The organism is Psychroserpens citreus (genome assembly GCF_055686305.1).
Genome location: NZ_CM145999.1, coordinates 1397368 through 1418774, shown reverse-complemented (window position 1 = coordinate 1418774; position 21407 = coordinate 1397368). Strand labels below are relative to the sequence as shown.

Below are 21407 nucleotides of genomic sequence, written 5' to 3'. Positions count from 1 at the left end.
TATTTACGCCTTCAAAAAGAGAATCATGACAAGACCAGTTCGTGTGCGTTTTGCACCAAGCCCAACAGGGCCTTTACATATTGGAGGTGTAAGAACAGCGCTTTTTAATTATTTATTTGCTAAAAAGCACAAAGGTACCTTTGTGCTTCGAATAGAAGATACAGATCAAAATCGTTATGTTGAAGGCGCAGAAAACTATATCGTAGAATCCTTAAATTGGTGCGGTATTCCTTTTGATGAAGGTGTAGGGAAAAACGAAAAACATGGTCCTTACAGACAAAGTGAACGTAAACATTTATACAAGCAATATGCTATTGAGCTCATAGAAAAAGGGCATGCGTATTATGCTTTTGATACTTCTGAAGCTTTAGATTATCATAGAAAAGATCATGAGGTAAAAGGCAAAACCTTTATTTATAATTGGCATAATCGTTTAAAATTAAGTAACTCTTTATCGCTTTCTGAAGAAGAAGTAAAAGCAAAATTGGACGCAGGTGATGATTATGTGATTCGATTTAAATCACCTCAAGACCAAACACTTCATTTAAAGGACATCATTCGTGGAGACATTAAAATTGATACTAACATTTTAGATGATAAGGTCTTATTTAAAAGCGATGGCATGCCAACGTATCACCTTGCTAATATTGTTGATGATCACTTAATGGAAATTTCTCATGTTATTCGTGGCGAAGAATGGTTGCCATCATTAGCATTGCACTATCAACTCTATGGTGCTTTTGGTTGGGAGGCTCCAGAATTTGCGCATTTACCACTTATTTTAAAACCAACAGGGAAAGGTAAGCTAAGCAAGCGAGATGGTGATAAGTTAGGCTTTCCTGTGTTTCCTTTAGAATGGACAGACCCTAAAACTGGAGATGTGTCTAGAGGTTACAAAGAAGATGGTTATTTTGCTGAAGCTATGGTAAATTTCTTAGCTTTTTTAGGCTGGAATCCAGGTACAGAACAAGAAATATTTGAATTGGATGCTTTAATTAATGCCTTTGAATTGGAGCGTGTTAATAAAGCTGGTGCACGTTTTGATCCAGACAAGATTAAATGGTTTAATCATCACTATATGCAAAATCAAGACAACTATGAATTGGCTGTAGCATTTCAAAATTCAAAAGAAGAGTTAGCTCAAATAGACATTCAATATATTGAAATGGTAATTGCTTTAATTAAAGAGCGCGCAACCTTTGTAAGTGATTTTTGGTCGTTGAGTCATTTCTTTTTTGTAGCACCAAAGTCTTATGATGAAAAAGCCTCTAAAAAAGCAATTAAAGAAGGTACCACAGAAATTTTAAATACGGTTAAAAACTTGATAGAACGTGTTGATGATTTTACTGTTGAAAACCTTCAAAACACTATAAAAAGTTGGATTACATCAAATGAGATTGGCTTCGGAAAAGTAATGATGCCATTACGTTTAGCCCTTGTTGGGGCTTTACAGGGTCCAGATGTTTTTGATATCATCTATATGATTGGTAAAACAGAAACAATAAAGCGTATTGATGCTATCAACTCTGCCTTTTAAAAGGTAATCATTAGTGCAAAAGACACCATGTTTTGGTTTCCTTTAAACTTATCAGTCGAAGGTTCAGTAGATAGGTTTTCATCATTAAGTTTATTCAGGATGTTTGTAAACCCATAGCTATAAGATGCTCTTAACTTAAAGTTTCCTATTCCAGCTGAAGCACCAATAACACCGTTGGCATTAAACTGAGAAATTTTGGTAATGTCTTCTGCTAATAACGTATCGTACCCATCAATAACAAAATTGCTTTGATTGTCGCTTCCTAATTCTAATTCACTATTGTATTGTAGTTGAGGGCCAAGATCTATGGTTAAGTTATCACTTAATAACTTTACGTGCAGTAAAAAAGCTAACTGAACCGCTTTTAGGTTGTATTCAATTTGCTCTTGAGTAATTGTAGTTGCAGATGGCCTCCCTGTTATTTCAAATGTGTTTTGAGAAAATTGAAGTCCGTAACTTACTGTATACCATTTATGTGGAATATCAACCGTAGCCACCATTCCTCCTGTAAAACCGTTCCCGCTTTTAGTACTAAAATTGTCAGTAGAAATATCATATTGGGTGAGGCCACCAATAATTCCTATCCCATTTTTAATAGCATAACGTTTGTGCTGGGCGAAAGAAACTGTAACAAAACCGATACAAAGTGCTACTAATAATATAAACTGCTTTTTTTGCATGTCTTTAATGTGTGAGTTGAGCAAATATAACTTAATTTAGTAACTCAATATTTTCCTAACCATTTAAAAAACTTGTTATGGGTCAATTTATTTTTATTCCTATTATCTTTTTCAGTCTAATCGTTTTAATTTCAGCGTTCTTTATAGTAAAGCAACAAACTGCTGCGGTTATCGAACGATTTGGTAAATATCATAGTATTAGGCACTCGGGTTTACAACTCAAAATTCCTTTGGTAGATCGAATTGCTGGGAAATTGAGTTTAAAAATTCAACAGTTAGACGTTATTATAGAAACAAAGACCTTAGATGATGTATTTGTTCGTTTGAAGGTTTCTGTACAGTATAAAGTTATTAGAGACAAGGTATACGATGCCTTTTATAAACTTGATTATCCTCATGATCAAATTACATCTTATGTATTTGATGTGGTACGTGCCGAAGTTCCAAAAATGAAATTAGACGATGTGTTTGTGCGTAAAGATGATATTGCAATTGCTGTAAAATCTGAATTAAATGACGCTATGATGACCTATGGTTATGATATCATCAAAACGCTGGTTACTGATATTGATCCAGATGCTCAAGTGAAAGAAGCCATGAATAGAATTAATGCTTCTGAACGTGAAAAAATTGCAGCACAATTTGAAGGAGATGCAGCGCGTATTTTGATAGTAGAAAAAGCTAAAGCAGAGGCTGAAAGCAAACGTTTACAAGGACAAGGTATTGCTGATCAACGTCGTGAAATCGCTCGAGGTCTTGAGGAGTCTGTAGAGGTTTTAAATAAGGTTGGAATTAATTCACAGGAAGCTTCTGCTCTTATTGTGGTCACGCAACACTATGATACACTACAAGCGATTGGAGGCGAAACCAATAGTAATTTAATTTTATTACCAAATTCTCCTCAAGCAGGAAGTAATATGTTGAATGATATGGTAGCAAGTTTTACAGCTAGTAACCAAATTGGTGAAGCAATGAAAAATGCAAGTAAGAAAAAAGAGGAATAAATAATATTCTTGTAATAATCAAAAAGCCTGAACTACAATTCAGGCTTTTTTTAAATCTTTATTTTCTTAAATTTTTGGGTCTTCTTAAGGTCTTCCTCTACACTATTCTCCTCACCTATCCACGGAAATGATAAAGATGTACTAGCATATGTTGTACCAAAATTAATATTAGCATGATACACTTGACTCAAAGCATCTCTAACTTGGTGCTCTGATAACTCTTTTAATGGGTGAATAAAAACAGCCCATAAAACACCATCAGACACCGCATATTTCACATCCAAAGCAGTGTGAAAATTTGCAATTAAAGCTGCTTTTATTAAGGTGTCATCTAGCGACTTCGCATCAGCAATTGGTGAAATAATTCGCATTCTATTATGATTAATGTCTGTAAAAGACGCGAGCTGAACCTCTTTAATAAAAAACTGCCAAGCCCCTTTTTCTCCCTGAATAGAATCACTAATTGAAGTGTAAATCTCTTGAAGTTTGTCATTATTCATGTCTTGAGAAAATGACAAAAACGGTAAAACGAATAGTAAGAAAAGTGTCTGTTTCATTAAATTTTTATTTATGAATCAGTCGAAAAAAAAGACCAAAACAAACACAAGCTACCAAATTATATTATTTAAAAGGATGCCGTTCTTCCCATTCTCTTATAGGGTTAGCATATTTTACTACAAGCTTTAAAACCGTATTTGCAATAACATTATTGGTGTGTTTGAGGTAAATATGCATGTTATAGGCTTTTGCTCCAATTGAGCTTTTTATTTCCATTGCTGTTCTTGCAAAAATAACTTGCTCAAACTTGTGTTCTATACCAAAAGATGCCATATCAAAGAGCATGTTGAGGTACATTTGATGTTGGTGTTGTAACTCTTGCTTGTATCCTAAAAAATAGGTTTCTAGTTTGTTGTGATTTTCGATGAGCGTATAAAAACCCACCAAAGTTTCATCTATGAAATATCCATAAAGTTTAAAGCAATTTTTAAGTTGAAGTTTTAAATTATAGAAATGGTCTTTATGTAGCTTAAATGAATTAACGCCTGCATTATCAGATACACACTCATATAACAAGTATATCTCATTAGAATAGGCCTTAATCGCATCTAAATTTAATTCTTTACATTCAATGATTCCTCTTTTTTTTCTTGCAGTTCTATAGCGTCTACGGTACTTGTTATTAAATGACGCTATATAATCTTCTGCGCTATTCCAATCCTTCCTAATATCAAATATCATGTTAGGTTGTACCTGAGCTTTGTATAGCTTTTGACTTCTAAAAAAGGTTAGACTATTATGAATAGCATCCTCTTCAAAATAATCTTTAAACCCTATAATTCTTATTTTTTTGTTGAATTGTTGTTGAATTGTTGTTGTAAGTTCTTCTACGCCTTTAGCAACAACGTTTAAAAACTTTTCCTGAGTAATAGCCTGATTATCAAAATACAAGCCGTGCTGACCAGTATGCATTAAATTACCAATAATTAAAGCATTTCCTTTAACTATTTTTGAGATAAGAATCTTTCCGCAGCGCTTAAAAAATTGATTGGATGTTTTCCGAAACACATCATCTAAATACATTTCAACCCTTTGAATAACCGCAATTCCAACTATGGTTTCTGAAGAAAACACAACTAAAAAATAACTAGAAATATTTGTAGGGCTAGAATCTTCTAAAGCCTTTAAAAACGACGTTTTTAAAAATATATCATTTACAGGAAGTGTATCCCAAGTTTGGGGTAAATCTGCAACCGAGTGGTATAGTTTAAAGTGTATCAATATGAAAAAAGAAAGGCCGAAAATTACGATTCTCAGCCTTTAATAGTGTTAAAACTTATTAAAATTTTATTGCCATCCACATAAAATTGCTCCCATGACAGCAAGAGTCACAATCCAATATCCAGAATTAACAAAAATATATTTTGCGCCTTTTCGCTCAAACAAAGCAATGGTTCCAATAATAGGTAAGGCTCCAAAAACTCCAAAAATAGTACCATGTAATGCGCCATGTTTATAGGTTCTAAAAGCTGTGCCGTAATCTTCCATAAATGCATTAAATGTTGGTTTCGCAACTTCAGGGTCTCCTCCCACCATACCCAATGCTCCCCATTGGTGATTTGTAAATTGCATTAGTAAAACGGCGAGTAAGGCTGCAAATAGTAATGACAAGCCAAAAATAACAGCCATGTTACCACTTTTCATTTTTTCTTCAGTCATTCCAGATGCTCTCATCCAGACATTTCCAAAGACTTTTGGGTTATACCAAATAGCGCCAATAACTAATGCAGCAACAGCAGCAACAGGAATAGCGATAGGGTTAATAGGTAATTCCATAATGTTTTGATTTATTTGTTAGTATGTTTTAAAAGTAAAAAAAAAACCTCAAAGCATTAAACTTTGAGGTTGTAAATACTATAATTTATACTCTTATAAAGTCTTAGCTTCAGCTACTAACAATTCATTTTTATCATCCAAAGCTTTCTCTATAAACGCATTAATATCGGCATTGCGTTCTTGTCCATTTTTCAATAAAACACTTAATGTTAATAGTGCAGCAATTCGAGTTCCTGCTTTTTTTGTAGCTGTATTAAATAACGGCTGTAAGTCGTCATATACAACATCTTCAGCTAGGTTTAATATTTCTGCTTTAGACTTATTGCGTTTATCTTCAGGTAGATTAGTGTATTTCTTCCCTAGTTGCTTAATCACTTCTATTGCTGGACGCTTTTTCTGTGGTTGTTGTGCTTTATTTTGTTGTTGAGCTTTAGGTTTCAGCTTCGCCCATGAATCTCTTAATCCAACCGTTTTATTAAATACCAAATGTTCAGAAGTAGAATCGTCATCTACATTAAAATAACCGATGCGTTGAAATTGAAAACGCTCACCCACTTTAACATCTGCAAGACTTGGTTCAATATAAGCCTTAATAATTTTTAAAGAATTTGGGTTTACAAACTCCATAAAGTCTTTGTCTTGATGGCTATCTGGAGCCTCATCAACAAACAAACGATCGTACTCTCTCACTTCTGCTTTAATAGCGTGTTTAACTGATACCCAATGAAGTGTCCCTTTAACTTTCTTTTCTGTATCTGTTGTATATGAACAGTAAATTTCAGAAATAACACCATTAGCATCTTTAACCACACTTTCTCCTTTAATGATGTATGCGTTTTTAAGACGTACTTCGCCACCTAATTTTAATCTAAAAAACTTAGCACTTGCCTCTTCTTTAAAATCGGCACGTTCAATATATAATTCTCTCGAAAACGGAATTTTTCTAAACCCTGCTGTATCATCTTCTGGGTTGTTTTCAGCATTTAACCATTCTTCCTTACCTTCTGGATAATTAGTAATCACTAGTTTTACTGGATCTAAAACCGCCATAACTCTAGGCGCTGTTTTATTTAAGTCTTCTCTGATACAAAATTCTAGTAAGGATACATCGATAACATTTTCGCGCTTCGCAACACCAACTCGCTCTATAAAATGACGAATGGATTTTGGCGTATAGCCTCGACGACGCAAGCCAGAAATTGTTGGCATTCTTGGATCGTCCCAACCAGATACAACACCATCCTGAACCAGTTTAAGTAGCTTTCGCTTACTCATAATAGTATAGCTTAGATTTAAACGTGCAAATTCACGTTGTTTGGGAAGCATTGGTAATGTTTTAGACGCATAACCATACACATGCTCCTTAAACCAGTTGTAAAGCTCTCTGTGGGGCTTAAATTCTAAAGAACATAAGGAATGAGAAATTTGCTCTATATAATCACTTTCGCCATGAGTCCAGTCGTACATCGGATAGATACACCATTCGTTTCCTGTTCGATGGTGGTGTTTCTTTAAGACACGATACATAATTGGGTCTCGCATCAACATGTTTGGATGTTGCATATCAATTTTAGCACGAAGTATGTGTTCGCCTTCGTTAAATTCACCCTGTTTCATTCGCTCAAATAAATCAAGGTTTTCTTCTATGCTTCTATTACGAAAAGGGCCATCAACTCCTGGCTGAGTTGGTGTTCCTTTTTGTTCTGCCATAGCTTCACTAGACTGAGAATCTACATAAGCCTTTCCATCTTTGATGAGCTGGACAGCCCAATCATAAAGCGTTTGAAAATAATCTGAAGAATACAGTTCGTTAGCCCAATTATAACCCAACCATTCAATATCACGTTTTATGGCGTCTACATATTCTTGTTCTTCTTTTGCTGGATTTGTATCGTCAAAACGTAGATTAACTGGTGCATTATACTTTTCTCCTAAACCAAAACTAATCCCTATAGCTTTAGTATGGCCTATGTGTAAATACCCATTAGGTTCTGGTGGAAATCGAAATCGAAGTTTCTCTTTAGATAATCCGTTTGCTAAATCTTCTTCTATGATATGCTCTATAAAATTGAGCGATTTTGTTTCTTCAGACATATGATTCAAAATAATAGACAAAGTTATTAATATATTTGCTTTAAAATAGAATGCTTTGGGAATAATTAAAGTTGAAAATATTCGTGTTTTTGCACATCATGGCTGTTTAAAAGAAGAAACAAAAATTGGTAGTGACTATCGAGTGGATATTGAAATTAAAGCTAATTTAAAAACCTCATCAATAACAGATGAATTAGGTGATACAGTAGATTATGTGCTTTTAAATACCATTGTTAAGGAGGAAATGCAACAACCTTCAAAATTGTTGGAAACCGTTGCAAAACGAATTCTTAATCGTATCTTTAAAGAAGACACGCTCGTTAAAAAGGCAACTGTAAGTGTAAGTAAATTAAATCCACCTATTGGAGGTGATGTTGAAAGCGTAACGATAAAAATGACCGAAAGACGAAAAAACTAAGGGTTTATGGTGTAACATGGTAATTTTTTATACATTTGCCTTCCTTGTTTGTGAATAACAAGATAAAGGGCATCTTGGCCGAGTGGCTAGGCAGAGGTCTGCAAAACCTTGTACAGCGGTTCGAATCCGCTAGATGCCTCTAAAAACCTTCAACATTAGTTGAGGGTTTTTTTATTGCAAAATAGTCAACTATAAGAAATATACTAAACAAAAGAATGCCAAGAGTCAACATAATATTGCCATAAGGCCAATGCATTACTTTAAATAATACACCACTTATAATTAGGAACACCGAAATCATTAAAAACGTATAATAAATAAATTTTATGACTTTATGGCTTTTTAATTCTCTATTAGTAAAATAGGATACACCTTCCTCTACTAGCCACCAAACAAATACTATGAGTAGTATAATTTCTAGTATGTATGGAAGTTTAAATAGGTGAAAAATAGTAGTTAAATAATTAAACACCCAGAGTAAAACCAAACCAAGTTTAATATAATCGAGTCTTATTTTTTCTTTTTTATTCAAAAAACGAATTGTATAAAATACAGCTATTGCAACACTTCCGTAAAGCATTAATGTATTTGCGTATGGCCAATGCATCACTTTAAATAAGGCTCCATAAATTAAAATTATAAGTGCTAAACGTAATGGAAGTGTTAATGTTTTTGATGGTATGTTTTTCAAGATAATAGCATTTAAAATTTAATTAAACCAAACTGCATAACGGCTTCTTCTAAGCTCTAGTGCTAAGGTCTCCTCCATTTTAAGCGCCTCTATCCTAGTTTTTAAAGGAGGAATATGATTGTACAAACTTGGTCGTAAATAAGTACCGTATTTCTCTACAATATTTGAAGATAATTTATAACCTTTTTTATTTCTGTAACCTGTTTTGTGCTGAGTAAATCGCTCTTTAGGTGTTTTACTTGTCATACCTACGTATAAACACTCTAAAACACCATTAAACTGAGGGTTAGCTTCTCTAAATTTTCGATTTTCAGTAAATACTCGCTTTGATAATTCAACGACATATATACGATATTCTACCTTAGGCATTTTTAGGAGGTTTTATAAACGATGCTCTATTTCTTCTTGTAAACGCTCTTTCCCTTTAGGAAAAAACCCTTGTACCAATAATAATACGCCAAAACCTAAAATTACTAAAGCAACAATTTTTTTAGTTTTAAAAATAAGACGAGGTGTTAATCGGCTTCTAAGCCGTTTTGCAATCGCAATTTTTACTAAATCTGCTAAAAAATAGACCACAAGCATGGTTACGATAAAAACGAATACTCCATTCTCAGATTCTGTGATTGAGCTTCCTATTACAATAAAACCAAGCCAACCTAATAGTACACCTATATTAATAAAATTGAGTAAAAATCCTTTAATAAAGAGCTTTCCATAGGCATTTTTTTGAATTTCTACTTTATGATATTCTTTTACAATTGCTCGAAAAGATTTGGAAGTTTTTATAAACGAAATAAAGCCATAAACAGCAAGAAGTACACCACCAAAAATTAAAAAATTAGGGTCGTCTTTAATTTTACTTATGAGATTATTGGTGCTATAAAAAGCTAATAGTATAAAAACAATGTCAGCAAAAATAACTCCTAAATCGAATATAATAGCGCTTTTAAACCCTTTAGTGGCACTCGTTTCAAGCAGTACAAAAAATACTGGCCCAATTGTGAATGCAAGAATAATTCCGAATGGAATCGCAGCTAAAATATCATCTAACATATAGGAACTAAGTTTCCTACAAAGCTACTAAAAAAGATAAGATTAGTCCATACGTTTTATACGTCCGCCAAAGGTTCTTTTTTCTTTAACGCTTTCAGGATTACCGTAGATTTTAATATCACCTCCTGCAGTCACTCTAGCATCGACAGTTTTAGAAGCAAAAACATCGGCCTCACCAGCTGCTTTTATATTAACAGTAGTATTTTTTGTTTCAAAAGATTGACCTTCATAAATTCCACCTGTATTTAATGAAATATTTTGAGATATTGCTTTACCTCTAGTTTCTACAATACCTCCTGAAACTGCTTTAATATTGACTTGATCTACATCTAAACCAATTTTTAAATGAGCACCTTCTTGAGCTTTTAATTCAATTTGAGATTGTTCAATAAGCTCATTTGCTGTGATAAATGCGCCTTCATTACCATCAATTATATCAAGCGTTGTATAATATACCGAGACAAACGTGCGGTCGCCATTAAAAATCTTATCGGTTTTCATTCTAATTTTTAGCTTTCCGTCTTTATTAATGACAACGACATCTTCGATATCGTCTCCGGTAATTTCAACTTTAGCTTCATCAGACTTAATTAAATTTACTGCAATTAAATCATAGACTTTAACTTCATTGAAATCTCCAACACCTTTTTCTTTAGGGTTTTGAGCAGTTAATACTGTAGTTACAACTAATAATGCGAGAGTAAAAAATCGTTTCATCTTAAATGTTTTTATATAATAGTTACGTTTGTGTCTACTATAAAGATGTTATAAAAACATAGTTGTTACAGTTTTAGTTGTATTAATTGTTTAATTTTAATGTAATTGTCATCTTGAGTTTTTAGGTTTCGACTGCGCTCAACCTGACAACTTATTTGAACTTTTTTATAGTAATTAAACTACTGTAACAGCTGTTCCTGTAACTGAAACCATAGCATAATTACTTGCCATTAGTTCGATTTCAACTTTAATACCAACTACAGCATTTGCACCTTGTTTTTTTGCATTTTCAGTAAGTGTTTGAAATGCTGTTTCCTTTGTTGCATCAATACTTTCTTGTAATGCTTTATAGTATTTAGACATACTAAATCCAAGGGTAAGTTTTTTTTCATTAATAGCAACACCAGTAACGATGCCTTTATAATCTGTAATTTTAAATCCTTCGATTGAGTTTGTTGTCGTTAGAACCATGATGATTAGTTTTAATTAATTGGTGTGAATTTAATCTGAAATGTTACAACTGCAAAATAATCTGCATTTGCGTTAAGGATGGTAGTGACATCCTTTTGGTTGTTACCAAAAGATATAACGGACAGCCTGACCTTTAGGTAACGCCCAAATTATTGGTCTTCAGGTTTACCTATTAAGGTGAAATCGAGATGTTTTTTAACTAAATCGGTATTTTTTACTTTAACAATTACCTCATCACCAAGTTGATACATGGTTTTAGAATTTCGTCCAATCATCGCATAATGATCTTCATCAAATTCGTAATGATCATCTTTCATATCACGTACACTTACCATTCCTTCACATTTATTTGAAATGATTTCAACATAAATTCCCCAATCGGTAACACCAGAAATTACACCAACAAATTCTTCATCTTTATGATCTTCCATAAAACGAATTTGCATGTATTTAATAGAATCACGCTCGGCTTTAGTGGCTAGATTTTCCATATTACTAGAATGGTTACACTTATCTTCATATGCCTCTTGACTTACCGATTGTCCGCCATCTAAATAATGCTGTAATAAACGATGTGCCATCACATCTGGATAACGACGAATAGGTGAGGTGAAGTGGCTATAATAATCAAAAGCCAATCCATAATGACCAATATTATGGGTGGAATACTCAGCTTTACTCATCGTACGAACTGTTAAGGTATCGACTAAATTTTGCTCTTTTTTACCTACTACTTCCTTGAGTAAATTATTTAACGAACTTGAAACACTATTTCTATCTTTAAAATTGAGTTTATAGCCAAAACGTCCAACAACATTTTGTAAGGCAGTTAATTTACTATCATCAGGTTCATCATGAATACGATATACAAAAGTCTTTTTTTGTTTTCCTATAAACTCCCCTACTTTTCTATTGGCTAGTAACATAAACTCTTCAATAAGTTTGTTAGCATCTTTACTGGTTTTAAAGTAGACACCAACTGGATTTGCATCTTCATCTAAATTGAATTTTACCTCAACTTTATCAAAAGAAATCGCCCCAGAGCTCATACGCTTACGACGCATTTTTTTAGCGAGTCTATCTAACACCATTACAGCTTCGGCTATTTCTGGTTTAGTATTATAAGCTTTATCTGTAAGAGAAACGTTTTTAGGAATTTGAGTATTTAATTGAGACGCTTCGACTGCGCTCAGCGTGACAGTGGGATTATTTTCTATAATAGCTTGTGCTTCTTCGTAGGCGAAACGTGCATCAGAATAGGTGACTGTTCTCCCAAACCATTGGTCTTTAATTTCAGCTTTATCATTCATTTTAAAGACTGCTGAAAAGGTATACTTTTCTTCATGTGGTCGTAATGAACAAGCGCCATTTGATAGTATTTCAGGAAGCATTGGTACCACGCGATCTACTAAATATACAGATGTAGCGCGCTCATAAGCTTCGTCATCTAAAACAGTACCTTCTTTTAAATAATGTGAGACATCTGCTATATGAATTCCAATTTCATATAAACCATTATCGAGTACTTTAAACGATAAGGCATCATCAAAATCTTTAGCATCTTTTGGATCTATCGTAAACGTTAAATCTTGACGCATATCACGACGTTTTGCTATTTCTTCTTTAGTAATTGAGGTATCTAAATTATTAGCATAGTCTTCAACGTCATGCGGAAATTCGTAAGGTAATCCATATTCAGCTAGAATGGAATGAATCTCAGTATTATGTTCTCCAGGTTTCCCTAAGACTTTAATAACACGACCGTAAGGAGAATCGGCTTTTTCTGGCCAATCTTCTAAACTAACTAAAACCTTATCACCTTCTTCAGCTTTGTTGATTTTATTGATTGGAACAAAAATATCGGTATGCATTTTATTACCATCAGGAATTACAAAGGCGTAGTTTTTATGAATTTGAATGACTCCAACATACTCGCTTTTTGCACGTTTAATAATATTGGTAATTTCACCTTCAATTTTACCACGTTTTCTTCGTTTGTAAGCATAAAATTCAACTTCATCGCCATCTAAAGCTTTGTTCATATTATTGGAAGCGATATAGATGTCTTCATCAAAATCATCACTAATAATATAGCCAGATCCTCGTGAGGCCATATCAACAATACCAATATGATATTCGGTATTAATAATGGCTTTATACTTCCCGCGATCTACTTGCTCAATCTCTTGTTTAGCTGCTAACTTAGCTAAGGTTTTTATAATTTGATTTCGGCTACTAGCGTCATTAACACCGAGTTTAGCAGCAATTTGTTTATAGTTAAAGGATTGGTTTCTATCTTTTTTTAACATACTTAGAATTGTATGTGTGAGGTTGGAAATCTTATTGTGTGATGATTTCCTTTTTTTCTTTTTTGTCATTATAATTTGTAATCATTTTCATTTCCTAAAAGTGTTAGGAATTCTTTCTTATTAAACTTAATACAGGAAGGAGTGAAGGTATTAAGTTTTTACAAATCTACGGTTTAATTATTTAATCGTGTTTAGTTAAGATTAAATAAGTGATAATACTATGTAAATTTTACTATTCTATAATTAGTTTTTTTAAGGATTTACCTTTGTTAGTTAAGACTTCAACCATATACGAACCAGATGCTAATTTAGACGTATTTACAATAAGTTCTTCGGAAATCAACACCACTTGACCTAAAGTATTATAAACAGATACTTTCTCTAGTCTTGAAGAATTATCTATTTCAATAGTGAATTGGGTTTTGGTTGGGTTGGGGTAGAGTTGAAAACTTGAAATTTCTAATTCTTCTATTGATAATAATGCTGAAAGATCATATGTTCTTACACTCCCAGCTACGGTACCATTATCACTATTAGATGGTGCTCCAATTACTATCATATTTCCTGAAGAATTCAATGATACCGCAATGCCAAATTGATTATTAGCAGCTTCACCGTCAATATCTTCTCCTATTTGAGTCCATTCTCCATCTAAAAATTTATATATTCTAACATGGCCAGAATTATCTCCATTTACCCCATCATTTATACCTGCTCCAATTGCTATTATCGATCCGTCAGAAGATAAACTAAGACCTGTACCAGAAGCATCTTGACCATTTTCTCCATCAATATCTTCCCCTATTTGAGTCCAATTGCCATTTATATTTTCATAAACTCGTACATGTCCTGAATTTGCTGAAAAAGAAGTAGGTTGCTTATCATTAGCTCTTGCTCCTATCGCTACAATTGATCCGTCAGAAGATAAACTTATACTAACACCTGAATGATCATTTGCGGCTTCACCATCAATATCTTCTCCTATTTGAGTCCATTCTCCTCCTATATTTTCATATACTCTTACATGTCCTGAATTAAATCCATTCCCATCGTTTTCACCAGCACCTATTGCTATTATTGAACCATCAGACGCTAATTCAATAGTCTTATAACCTATTGCTAAATTACTACCACCTGAATAATCTCCTGCTTCTTCACCATTAATATCATTTCCTATTTGGGTCCAAACGCCTCCTATATTTTCATATACTTTTACTTGGCCTGAATTATTAAGTCCATTTGCATCACTGGCATATGCGCTCGCTGCTAGAATCGTTCCATCAGATGATAAACTAACACAAGAACCAAAACCATCATTAACATTTTCACCTTCAATATCTTGACCTATTTGGGTCCATATTCCATTAACATTCTCATAAACACGCACATGACCTGATAAAGCTACATTATCACTATTACGCCATGCTCCAATAGCAACAATATTGCCATCCGAGGATAAATCTAAAGTCCATCCAAAAAAATCACCAGGGTTTTCACCCTCGATATCACCTCCTATTTGAGTCCAAACGCCTCCTATATTTTCATATACTTTTACATAACCTGAACGATCATCTATTTCTGGACTAATGAAACCACCAGCAGCTAAAATAGATCCATCCGAAGATAAGCACACACTATTTCCAAATCTATCACTAGCATTTTCCCCATCAATATCCTGTCCAATCTGAACTTGACTCAATCCTAATAAAGGAAGTAACGTAAAAAATAATATCATTTTTTTCATAGTAGTCTATTTTCTATCAAATATATAAATATATGATAAAGTAACTCGATTAAATTTATGTTATCAACATATATATACATATCATCTTTTTTCTTTTAAAATTTAAAAAAATAAATGATGGTTATTATAGTTTGTTAATAGTGACTATAACTTTTTTAAACTTTACTTTGATATATGACTTATAAGTTTTCTTGCATAGGTAATTAACAACAATTGTTTTTATAAGTGGCTTATTTTAAAGACTATTAATACAACTATTAACAGCTGTTAATAACCACTGTTGACAACTAAAATTTAATAAGTATTTTAAAATTTTGTGTTGGTATCTTACAATTTAGATGCTGATAACTTAGCTAAAAAAAACAACTAACATTTTAGGTTATCTCATTTTGCTTTTGGTTTGAAAAAATTACTAGATAATCCTAATAAAAGTTTTAAATACTTAAGAGAAGATATTAACAAGTAATCCCTATAAAATAGTTAAGAAGTTAACAGTGCCTATTTCCGAAGAAAACAACATCACAATCAAACTTAAATATTATGAATAACTATGTGCCTTTACCTTCGGATATTTTATAAGCAATTATTAACTTTAAGGTTTTAAACAACACAACAATAACATGACGATTTCAATAGGTAACGACCACGCAGGAACCGATTATAAACAAGCTATTGTAGCACATTTAGAAGCTAAAGGATTTACTGTTTATAACTACGGAACAAATACAAACGACAGTGTTGATTATCCAGATTTTGTACATCCAGTAGCAAATGATGTTACAAACAAAAAGGTAGACTTCGGAATCTTAATTTGTGGAAGTGCGAATGGAGTTGCAATGACAGCTAATAAACATCAAAAAGTTAGAGCTGGAATTTGCTGGACCAAAGAAATCACAGAACTTACTAGGCAACATAATAATGCAAATATTTGTTGTATTCCAGCACGATTTACAGCCTTACAACAGGCTATTCAAATTGTTGATACGTTTTTAGAAACTGAATTTGAAGGTGGACGTCATCAAAAACGTGTAGATAAAATTCCGGTTCAATGTTAGAACATGAGTCATTCGCACGCGCATAATCATTCTCATTCTCACGGTGATTTAAAAGGTAAAAATCTTGTTATTTCTATCTTATTAAATATCGTAATTACTATTGCGCAAGTTATTGGCGGATTACTCTCAGGAAGTTTATCATTATTGAGTGATGCACTTCATAATTTTAGCGATGTTGTCTCACTTATTATTAGTTATATCGCTAATCGATTAACTAAAAAACGCGCCTCTCTTCAAAAAACCTTTGGTTATAAACGTGCTGAAATTTTAGCTGCTTTTATTAATGCTGCGACTTTAATTATTGTGGCAGTATTATTAATATTTGAAGCGGTTGAACGTTTTAAAGACCCACAAGTAATTGAGTCTAATTTAGTGATTTGGTTATCTATTGTTGCTATATTAGGTAATGGCTTTAGTGTCTTATTATTAAAAAAAGACTCCGAAGTTAATATGAATATGAAAAGTGCTTACTTACATTTATTAACAGATATGATGGCAAGCGTTGCAGTATTGATAGGAGGTTTGTTAATGAAGTATTATGAGTTATTTTGGGTAGATAGTGTTCTTACTTTAGTAATAGCATTGTATCTTATTGTGGTTGGTTATAAATTATTAAGAGATTCATTTAAAGTATTGATGTTGTTCACTCCAGAAACAATCCAAGTTAAAGATATTGTTAAAGATATTCAACAAATAGAGACTATAAAAAATGTACATCACGTCCATATTTGGCAACTCAATGAAGAAGAAATTCATTTAGAGGCTCATATTGATTTTAAAGAAGATATTACTTTATCCCAATTTGATAGTATTTTACATGAGATAGAAGAATTAGTTTTTCATAACTTCGGAATCAATCATGTGAATATCCAACCAGAATTTGGAAAGTGTGATACTAAAGATGTGATTGTTCAAGATTAATGGTATTAAATTTAGAATGTAAAAATAAAAACACTTCGACTGCGCTCAGTGTGATAAAATAATATGTTAGATATAAAAGTAAAAACCTTTCAAGAGTTAAATACTCAGGAGTTGTATGATCTACTTCAATTACGAAGCGAAGTGTTTGTGGTAGAGCAAGATTGTGTGTATCAAGATATTGATGGAAAAGACCAAAAAGCATTACATATTATTGGTTATAAACGTAGTAAAGTTGTGGCCTACACAAGAGTATTTCAACCAGGTGATTATTTTGAATTAGCCAGTATTGGTAGAGTAGTAGTAAGTAATACAGAGCGTAAACATAAATATGGTTATGATATTATGAAAGCATCTATACAGGCTATACAAAAGTATTATAACGAAACACGTGTCAAAATTTCGGCACAAACCTATTTAAAGCGATTTTATAATAATTTAGGATTTTATGAAGTAGGAGAGGAGTATCTTGAAGATGGTATTCCACATATAGGCATGATGAGATCTTAATTATTTTGCCCTACATAAGTCACTAAAATTTCAACACGACGATCAAATTTAGGTTCGCCTCCTAAAGGAAATTTTCGACGCATACCAACATATTTCATTCGACGTGTACTTATTCCTTTTTTTGCTAAATAATCATAAATAAACTTCGCTCTAGCGACAGAAAGATTTCGTTTTTTAGTTTTACGATCTATAGCATCTCTACTGTTTTGAGTACAACAGACATGACCTTGAATGGTAAAATAAATATCTTGACGCTCTAGTAGAGCTTGGGCAATACTTTCTAGTGTAGGTTTAGATTCGGGTAATAATTTACTATATCCAGTTTTAAATAAAATATTATCAAGTGTAAATTTATCTCCAGCTTTTAATTCGCCTTTTATAATGTCTTCAACCTTAGGTTTTTCTTCTACAACTTTTTGGACTCTTGGTGGATTATAAGGTTGTACAATGATTTCTACTTTCCTATTTAATCCTCTAATTTTATGGATATCTTCTTCTTTAATCAATCTTAGAAGTATTTCTCCTTTCCCATCAACATTAGTAATAATGGATTCGTCAAATTCATTATTAGAAAAAATAGTTTTTATTGAATTAGCTCTGTTTTGTGATAATACTAAATTATAAGAGTCACTTCCTCTATCATCTGTAAACCCGTAAATAGATACTTTTTGAATGTCAAGTGTTTCTATTTCAGATAAAAACAGAAGTAATCGGTAATGTTCTGTTGGAGGTATATCATATTTATCAGTCTCAAAATATACTTCATGCGTCATCTGCTTTTGAGCAATCAAAAACTGTGAACATAGTATCGATATGAGTAGTATTTTTTTCATGATATAACCGAAAACTATAACTAAATATAATTTATTTTTAAGCTTTCGTCAAATTAGTTCAACGCTTCTAGTCTAAATAGCTCAAATAATTAGAAGGGTTTTTTAATATTTCTACCGCTTTTTGAATTTCAAAATTATGGTCTATATAATAACTATATAAACCTTCACGATAGAAGTATCGTTTTACTATTTCGTCTGATAATAACGATAATAATTGCGTTTTATTCTGGTCAATTGCTTTGTTTTTATAACTGTTTAATGCTGAAACTAAACTTGAATAATCAGTATTTATTTCATGGTTTAATTGTTCTTCTTTTGCAACAGACAGCGCATCTGCAAATGCTTTTTCAGTTTTGGTTTCAAAACTAAAATTATTTGCATTTAGAAAACGTTTAAAGTCATTAAAATCTGAGTCGGTTAATTTAAAGTTTTCTAAATCTGTCACAGAATTTTTATAATAGTATTCTGTAGCATATTTAAAAATTAAATTGTCGTTAACGATTGTCTTAGTAATTGTACTTAATTTAGTTTCATCTAATTCTAAATCTGGCTGAACACCTCCACCATCATAAACCGTACGTCCTTTTTTCGTTTTAAAGGCATTATAATTTTCTTGTTTTACTCGTGTGGCCTTACCATTTTCATCTCTATTCCAGTAATCAAGAGCTTGAATACAGCGTCCAGAAGGCGTATAATATCTTGAGATGGTAATTTTCATTTGTGTACCATAAGTCAATTTTTTAGGTCGCTGCACTAAGCCTTTTCCAAAACTACGCGCACCTATCACAACAGCACGATCTAAATCTTGAAGAGCACCAGAGACAATTTCACTGGCAGACGCACTACTACCATCAATAAGCACTACTAACGGAATTTCAGTATCTATAGGTTCTTTAGAGGTATAATAGGTTTTATTATATTTTTTAACCTTAGACTTAGTAGTAACAACCAACTGGTTTTTTGGTACAAATATATTAGTGACATTAACAGCTTCTCGCAATAATCCGCCAGGGTTTCCACGTAAATCTAAAATGAGTTTCTCGGCACCTTTATTTTTTAAATCACGAAGCGCTGCTATAGTTTCAGAAGAGGTTTTCGCATTAAATTTTCGAAGTACGATATATCCAATATTATCATTAATCATAGAATAATGAGGAACGGCATGAATATCAACCGCCTCTCTTTGAATAGTAGCTGATTGTGTTTTTCCTTGTCTTACATAGGTAACATTTACAGAGGTACCTGCACCACCTTGTAATAGATTTCCAGCATCATCTTTGAAATCAGCAACTACCACATTATCAACTTTTATAATTTCATCTCCAGCTTTTAAGCCTGCTTTATCGGCCGCATAACCTTTATAAGGTTCTACAATAACTAAGCGATCTTTTAAGGTAAGTACATTGGCGCCAATACCAGTATAGTCTCCCGCGTTATTAATTCTGGCCGCCTCAACATCTTGTTCGTTGTAGTAATTCGTGTAAGGATCTAAATCTTCAAGCATACTTTTAATGGCTGTGTCCATTAAATCACCTGGATTTGTTTCATCAACATAGTTCATGTTGAGTTCTTTAAATAGCGTTGTAAAGATTTCTATCTGCTTAGCGATTTCAAAAAAATCACTTTTAAAAGCAGTTCCACCAAAAAACATAGTTAATGCTAATAGCGGAATTATAATGCGCTTGTGTAGTAGTTTTCGCATGATGTTTATTGTTAATAGTTAGGACGCTTTCTTGGAAAACGTATCTAAGAGTTTTTTCATTGTTGCGTTTACAGAATCAAAATCTGTTCCATCCTTACCAATGTACAAAATCATTAACGCATATGATGATAAAATGTTGTTAAAATGAGCATTTTTGTTAAGTCGGTAAGCTTCTCTCAGTAGGCGTTTGATACGATTTCTATCGACAGCCTTTTTAAAATGACGTTTACTTACAGAAACTCCAGTTTTGAATTGAACATCTACCTCATCAAATTCGGTTTTTAAATACACCATTCGTAAAGGGTATGCTGAAACCGATTGACCTTCGGAAAACAGTTGGTCTATAAGCTTTTGGCTTTTGAGCTTTTCTTTTTTTGAATACGAAAACGACATCTAGTTTTTTGAGTTCTGAGATACTATTTGTTGAAGATCTACAAGTTTACTTTCTAATTCATGAAGTCTATCATAAACATCTATAGGTTCTGGCATTTGCTTAGACGCAAACATGGTTACATACCAGACTTCCATTATATCTTCAGCATTAATAGTGTAGGTTGGATAGTTACCATCTTTATTGTCACTTTTTAAAATCAATTTTCCACGCTCCTCAATACGATTAATAACACGCTTTAAAACCACACCATCATTTTTACTAATAATGATATACACACGACCATCTTTGATATCATTAAAGTCTTCAACATAACGTCCAAATACCATATCACCATCAAAAAAGGTACGAACCATAGAATTGCCTTGCACTTCAAAACAACGAAACGTACCGTTATTAAGTTGTGGCATATGAAACGCTGGTAAGGTTTCAATATATTCTGCATCACCATAGCCATCTAAATATCCAGCTCTGGCTTTTGCAGGAACATACACGACGTTTTCTTCACCTTCTGGAGTTGTAGAGATCACTTGTGGCATTCCAGAATATGTTGGAGTATTGGCGATTTCAGATTTTAACATCACACTACTTTTTCCGAAGAGATAATCAGGATTGATTTCAAATTCGTCTATAATGGCAGAGAGCACATCATAACCTGGTTTTGTTTTTTTACGAGAGCCATCTTGTTGTGGCCTTCCGTTAACAATACTATCTATAGTTGTTCCTGTGACACCAATACGTTTTGAAAACGCATAATTATTGAGGTTAAATTTGTTAATAATAGCGGTAATTTTTTCGTCAATTGATTCCATAAGGGTTTAGCTATTAATTAAAACTTTTTACAAAAAAATTTTGCAATTTGTTTGTTTTAATTTGTAAAATGTTTTATATTTGTACTCTATTTAAATGCTAAGATACAAAAATTACTTAAAAATCAAACATT

The 21407-nt window shown here is 32.7% G+C and carries 22 protein-coding genes and 1 tRNA gene; 7 read left to right on the top strand and 16 right to left on the bottom strand.

Translation table 11 applies throughout. The annotated features are described in order from the left end of the window. Nucleotides 1–25: 25 nt before the first annotated feature. Nucleotides 26–1537: a glutamate--tRNA ligase gene (gene gltX, locus ACTU6T_RS06385; RefSeq protein WP_460220405.1), complete on the top strand. Its 1512-nt coding sequence runs from the start codon at nucleotides 26–28 to the stop codon at nucleotides 1535–1537. Here the strand turns inward: gltX and ACTU6T_RS06380 are convergent. Next, on the bottom strand, nucleotides 1534–2217 hold the full coding sequence (locus ACTU6T_RS06380; RefSeq protein WP_460220404.1) for an outer membrane beta-barrel protein: 684 nt from the start codon (nucleotides 2215–2217) through the stop codon (nucleotides 1534–1536). The genes gltX and ACTU6T_RS06380 overlap by 4 nt on opposite strands. A 77-nt stretch (nucleotides 2218–2294) precedes the next feature. Here ACTU6T_RS06380 and ACTU6T_RS06375 point away from each other — a divergent pair, with 77 nt between their 5' ends. Then, nucleotides 2295–3221, top strand: a complete 927-nt coding sequence (locus ACTU6T_RS06375) for an SPFH domain-containing protein (RefSeq protein WP_460220403.1) — start codon at nucleotides 2295–2297, stop codon at nucleotides 3219–3221. 50 nt (nucleotides 3222–3271) lie between these two features. On the opposite strand, the gene ACTU6T_RS06370 is transcribed toward ACTU6T_RS06375, so the two are convergent. From ACTU6T_RS06370 to ACTU6T_RS06355, 4 genes are all read right to left on the bottom strand, one after another. After that, a complete protein-coding gene (locus ACTU6T_RS06370; protein WP_460220402.1) occupies nucleotides 3272–3778 on the bottom strand; it encodes a hypothetical protein in 507 nt (168 codons plus the stop codon). A gap of 64 nt (nucleotides 3779–3842) precedes the next feature. Beyond that, on the bottom strand, nucleotides 3843–5000 hold the full coding sequence (locus ACTU6T_RS06365; protein WP_460220401.1) for a GNAT family N-acetyltransferase: 1158 nt from the start codon (nucleotides 4998–5000) through the stop codon (nucleotides 3843–3845). Nucleotides 5001–5066: 66 nt separating this feature from the next. After that, entirely contained in the window at nucleotides 5067–5555 is a 489-nt protein-coding gene (locus ACTU6T_RS06360; protein ID WP_460220400.1) for a DUF1761 domain-containing protein, read from the bottom strand. Nucleotides 5556–5648: 93 nt separating this feature from the next. Further along, a complete protein-coding gene (locus ACTU6T_RS06355) occupies nucleotides 5649–7649 on the bottom strand; it encodes a glutamine--tRNA ligase/YqeY domain fusion protein (RefSeq protein WP_460220399.1) in 2001 nt (666 codons plus the stop codon). A gap of 55 nt (nucleotides 7650–7704) precedes the next feature. On the opposite strand from ACTU6T_RS06355, the gene folB reads away from it, so the two are divergent. Both folB and ACTU6T_RS06345 read left to right on the top strand, forming a co-directional pair. Then, nucleotides 7705–8067, top strand: a complete 363-nt coding sequence (gene folB / locus ACTU6T_RS06350; RefSeq protein ID WP_460220398.1) for a dihydroneopterin aldolase — start codon at nucleotides 7705–7707, stop codon at nucleotides 8065–8067. 68 nt (nucleotides 8068–8135) lie between these two features. Continuing rightward, a tRNA-Cys gene (locus ACTU6T_RS06345) sits at nucleotides 8136–8206 on the top strand. Here ACTU6T_RS06345 and ACTU6T_RS06340 read toward each other — a convergent pair. From ACTU6T_RS06340 to ACTU6T_RS06310, 7 genes are all read right to left on the bottom strand, one after another. Further along, complete coding sequence (locus ACTU6T_RS06340; RefSeq protein ID WP_460220397.1) at nucleotides 8207–8758, bottom strand: GldL-related protein; 552 nt, start codon at nucleotides 8756–8758, stop codon at nucleotides 8207–8209. A gap of 18 nt (nucleotides 8759–8776) precedes the next feature. Next, nucleotides 8777–9127 (bottom strand): ribose-5-phosphate isomerase, encoded by a 351-nt coding sequence (locus ACTU6T_RS06335; protein WP_460220396.1) that lies wholly within the window; start codon nucleotides 9125–9127, stop codon nucleotides 8777–8779. 12 nt (nucleotides 9128–9139) lie between these two features. Further along, nucleotides 9140–9814, bottom strand: coding sequence for a LysE family translocator (locus tag ACTU6T_RS06330; protein ID WP_460220395.1), 675 nt, complete (start codon nucleotides 9812–9814; stop codon nucleotides 9140–9142). Between the two features lie 42 nt (nucleotides 9815–9856). Next, nucleotides 9857–10531, bottom strand: coding sequence for a head GIN domain-containing protein (locus ACTU6T_RS06325; RefSeq protein WP_460220394.1), 675 nt, complete (start codon nucleotides 10529–10531; stop codon nucleotides 9857–9859). A 174-nt stretch (nucleotides 10532–10705) separates the two neighbouring features. Next, the gene (locus ACTU6T_RS06320; protein ID WP_460220393.1) at nucleotides 10706–11002 is read right to left on the bottom strand and encodes a YbjQ family protein; all 297 of its coding nucleotides are present in this window, start codon (nucleotides 11000–11002) and stop codon (nucleotides 10706–10708) included. A gap of 149 nt (nucleotides 11003–11151) precedes the next feature. Continuing rightward, complete coding sequence (locus ACTU6T_RS06315; RefSeq protein WP_460220392.1) at nucleotides 11152–13380, bottom strand: ribonuclease R family protein; 2229 nt, start codon at nucleotides 13378–13380, stop codon at nucleotides 11152–11154. A gap of 163 nt (nucleotides 13381–13543) precedes the next feature. Then, complete coding sequence (locus tag ACTU6T_RS06310; RefSeq protein ID WP_460220391.1) at nucleotides 13544–15055, bottom strand: T9SS type A sorting domain-containing protein; 1512 nt, start codon at nucleotides 15053–15055, stop codon at nucleotides 13544–13546. 620 nt (nucleotides 15056–15675) lie between these two features. Here ACTU6T_RS06310 and rpiB point away from each other — a divergent pair. From rpiB to ACTU6T_RS06295, 3 genes are all read left to right on the top strand, one after another. Beyond that, complete coding sequence (gene rpiB, locus ACTU6T_RS06305; RefSeq protein ID WP_460220390.1) at nucleotides 15676–16110, top strand: ribose 5-phosphate isomerase B; 435 nt, start codon at nucleotides 15676–15678, stop codon at nucleotides 16108–16110. Nucleotides 16111–16113: 3 nt separating this feature from the next. Beyond that, nucleotides 16114–17031: a cation diffusion facilitator family transporter gene (locus ACTU6T_RS06300; protein WP_460220389.1), complete on the top strand. Its 918-nt coding sequence runs from the start codon at nucleotides 16114–16116 to the stop codon at nucleotides 17029–17031. 63 nt (nucleotides 17032–17094) lie between these two features. After that, entirely contained in the window at nucleotides 17095–17538 is a 444-nt protein-coding gene (locus tag ACTU6T_RS06295; RefSeq protein WP_460220388.1) for a GNAT family N-acetyltransferase, read from the top strand. Here ACTU6T_RS06295 and ACTU6T_RS06290 read toward each other — a convergent pair. The 4 genes from ACTU6T_RS06290 to ACTU6T_RS06275 all read right to left on the bottom strand — a co-directional run bounded on the left by ACTU6T_RS06290 (nucleotide 17535) and on the right by ACTU6T_RS06275 (nucleotide 21276). Beyond that, entirely contained in the window at nucleotides 17535–18371 is an 837-nt protein-coding gene (locus ACTU6T_RS06290; protein ID WP_460220387.1) for an OmpA family protein, read from the bottom strand. The genes ACTU6T_RS06295 and ACTU6T_RS06290 overlap by 4 nt on opposite strands. Before the next feature lie 67 nt (nucleotides 18372–18438). Further along, on the bottom strand, nucleotides 18439–20073 hold the full coding sequence (locus ACTU6T_RS06285) for a S41 family peptidase (RefSeq protein ID WP_460220386.1): 1635 nt from the start codon (nucleotides 20071–20073) through the stop codon (nucleotides 18439–18441). A gap of 18 nt (nucleotides 20074–20091) precedes the next feature. Next, nucleotides 20092–20466: a ribonuclease P protein component gene (gene rnpA / locus ACTU6T_RS06280; protein ID WP_460220385.1), complete on the bottom strand. Its 375-nt coding sequence runs from the start codon at nucleotides 20464–20466 to the stop codon at nucleotides 20092–20094. Continuing rightward, nucleotides 20467–21276, bottom strand: a complete 810-nt coding sequence (locus ACTU6T_RS06275; protein ID WP_460220384.1) for a LexA family transcriptional regulator — start codon at nucleotides 21274–21276, stop codon at nucleotides 20467–20469. It lies immediately after the preceding gene. Nucleotides 21277–21407: the final 131 nt, after the last annotated feature.

Excerpts from the sequence above, each read along its gene's own strand:
- ACTU6T_RS06355 (WP_460220399.1), bottom strand. The coding sequence starts at position 7,649 with ATGTCTGAAGAAACAAAATCGCTCAATTTTATAGAGCATATCATAGAA.
- ACTU6T_RS06285 (WP_460220386.1), bottom strand. The coding sequence starts at position 20,073 with ATGCGAAAACTACTACACAAGCGCATTATAATTCCGCTATTAGCATTA.
- ACTU6T_RS06330 (WP_460220395.1), bottom strand. The coding sequence starts at position 9,814 with ATGTTAGATGATATTTTAGCTGCGATTCCATTCGGAATTATTCTTGCA.
- ACTU6T_RS06315 (WP_460220392.1), bottom strand. The coding sequence starts at position 13,380 with ATGACAAAAAAGAAAAAAAGGAAATCATCACACAATAAGATTTCCAAC.
- ACTU6T_RS06320 (WP_460220393.1), bottom strand. The coding sequence starts at position 11,002 with ATGGTTCTAACGACAACAAACTCAATCGAAGGATTTAAAATTACAGAT.
- ACTU6T_RS06275 (WP_460220384.1), bottom strand. The coding sequence starts at position 21,276 with ATGGAATCAATTGACGAAAAAATTACCGCTATTATTAACAAATTTAAC.
- ACTU6T_RS06325 (WP_460220394.1), bottom strand. The coding sequence starts at position 10,531 with ATGAAACGATTTTTTACTCTCGCATTATTAGTTGTAACTACAGTATTA.
- ACTU6T_RS06360 (WP_460220400.1), bottom strand. The coding sequence starts at position 5,555 with ATGGAATTACCTATTAACCCTATCGCTATTCCTGTTGCTGCTGTTGCT.
- ACTU6T_RS06370 (WP_460220402.1), bottom strand. The coding sequence starts at position 3,778 with ATGAAACAGACACTTTTCTTACTATTCGTTTTACCGTTTTTGTCATTT.
- rpiB (WP_460220390.1), top strand. The coding sequence starts at position 15,676 with ATGACGATTTCAATAGGTAACGACCACGCAGGAACCGATTATAAACAA.
- ACTU6T_RS06335 (WP_460220396.1), bottom strand. The coding sequence starts at position 9,127 with ATGCCTAAGGTAGAATATCGTATATATGTCGTTGAATTATCAAAGCGA.
- ACTU6T_RS06310 (WP_460220391.1), bottom strand. The coding sequence starts at position 15,055 with ATGAAAAAAATGATATTATTTTTTACGTTACTTCCTTTATTAGGATTG.
- ACTU6T_RS06375 (WP_460220403.1), top strand. The coding sequence starts at position 2,295 with ATGGGTCAATTTATTTTTATTCCTATTATCTTTTTCAGTCTAATCGTT.
- ACTU6T_RS06295 (WP_460220388.1), top strand. The coding sequence starts at position 17,095 with ATGTTAGATATAAAAGTAAAAACCTTTCAAGAGTTAAATACTCAGGAG.
- ACTU6T_RS06290 (WP_460220387.1), bottom strand. The coding sequence starts at position 18,371 with ATGAAAAAAATACTACTCATATCGATACTATGTTCACAGTTTTTGATT.
- gltX (WP_460220405.1), top strand. The coding sequence starts at position 26 with ATGACAAGACCAGTTCGTGTGCGTTTTGCACCAAGCCCAACAGGGCCT.
- ACTU6T_RS06300 (WP_460220389.1), top strand. The coding sequence starts at position 16,114 with ATGAGTCATTCGCACGCGCATAATCATTCTCATTCTCACGGTGATTTA.
- ACTU6T_RS06380 (WP_460220404.1), bottom strand. The coding sequence starts at position 2,217 with ATGCAAAAAAAGCAGTTTATATTATTAGTAGCACTTTGTATCGGTTTT.
- rnpA (WP_460220385.1), bottom strand. The coding sequence starts at position 20,466 with ATGTCGTTTTCGTATTCAAAAAAAGAAAAGCTCAAAAGCCAAAAGCTT.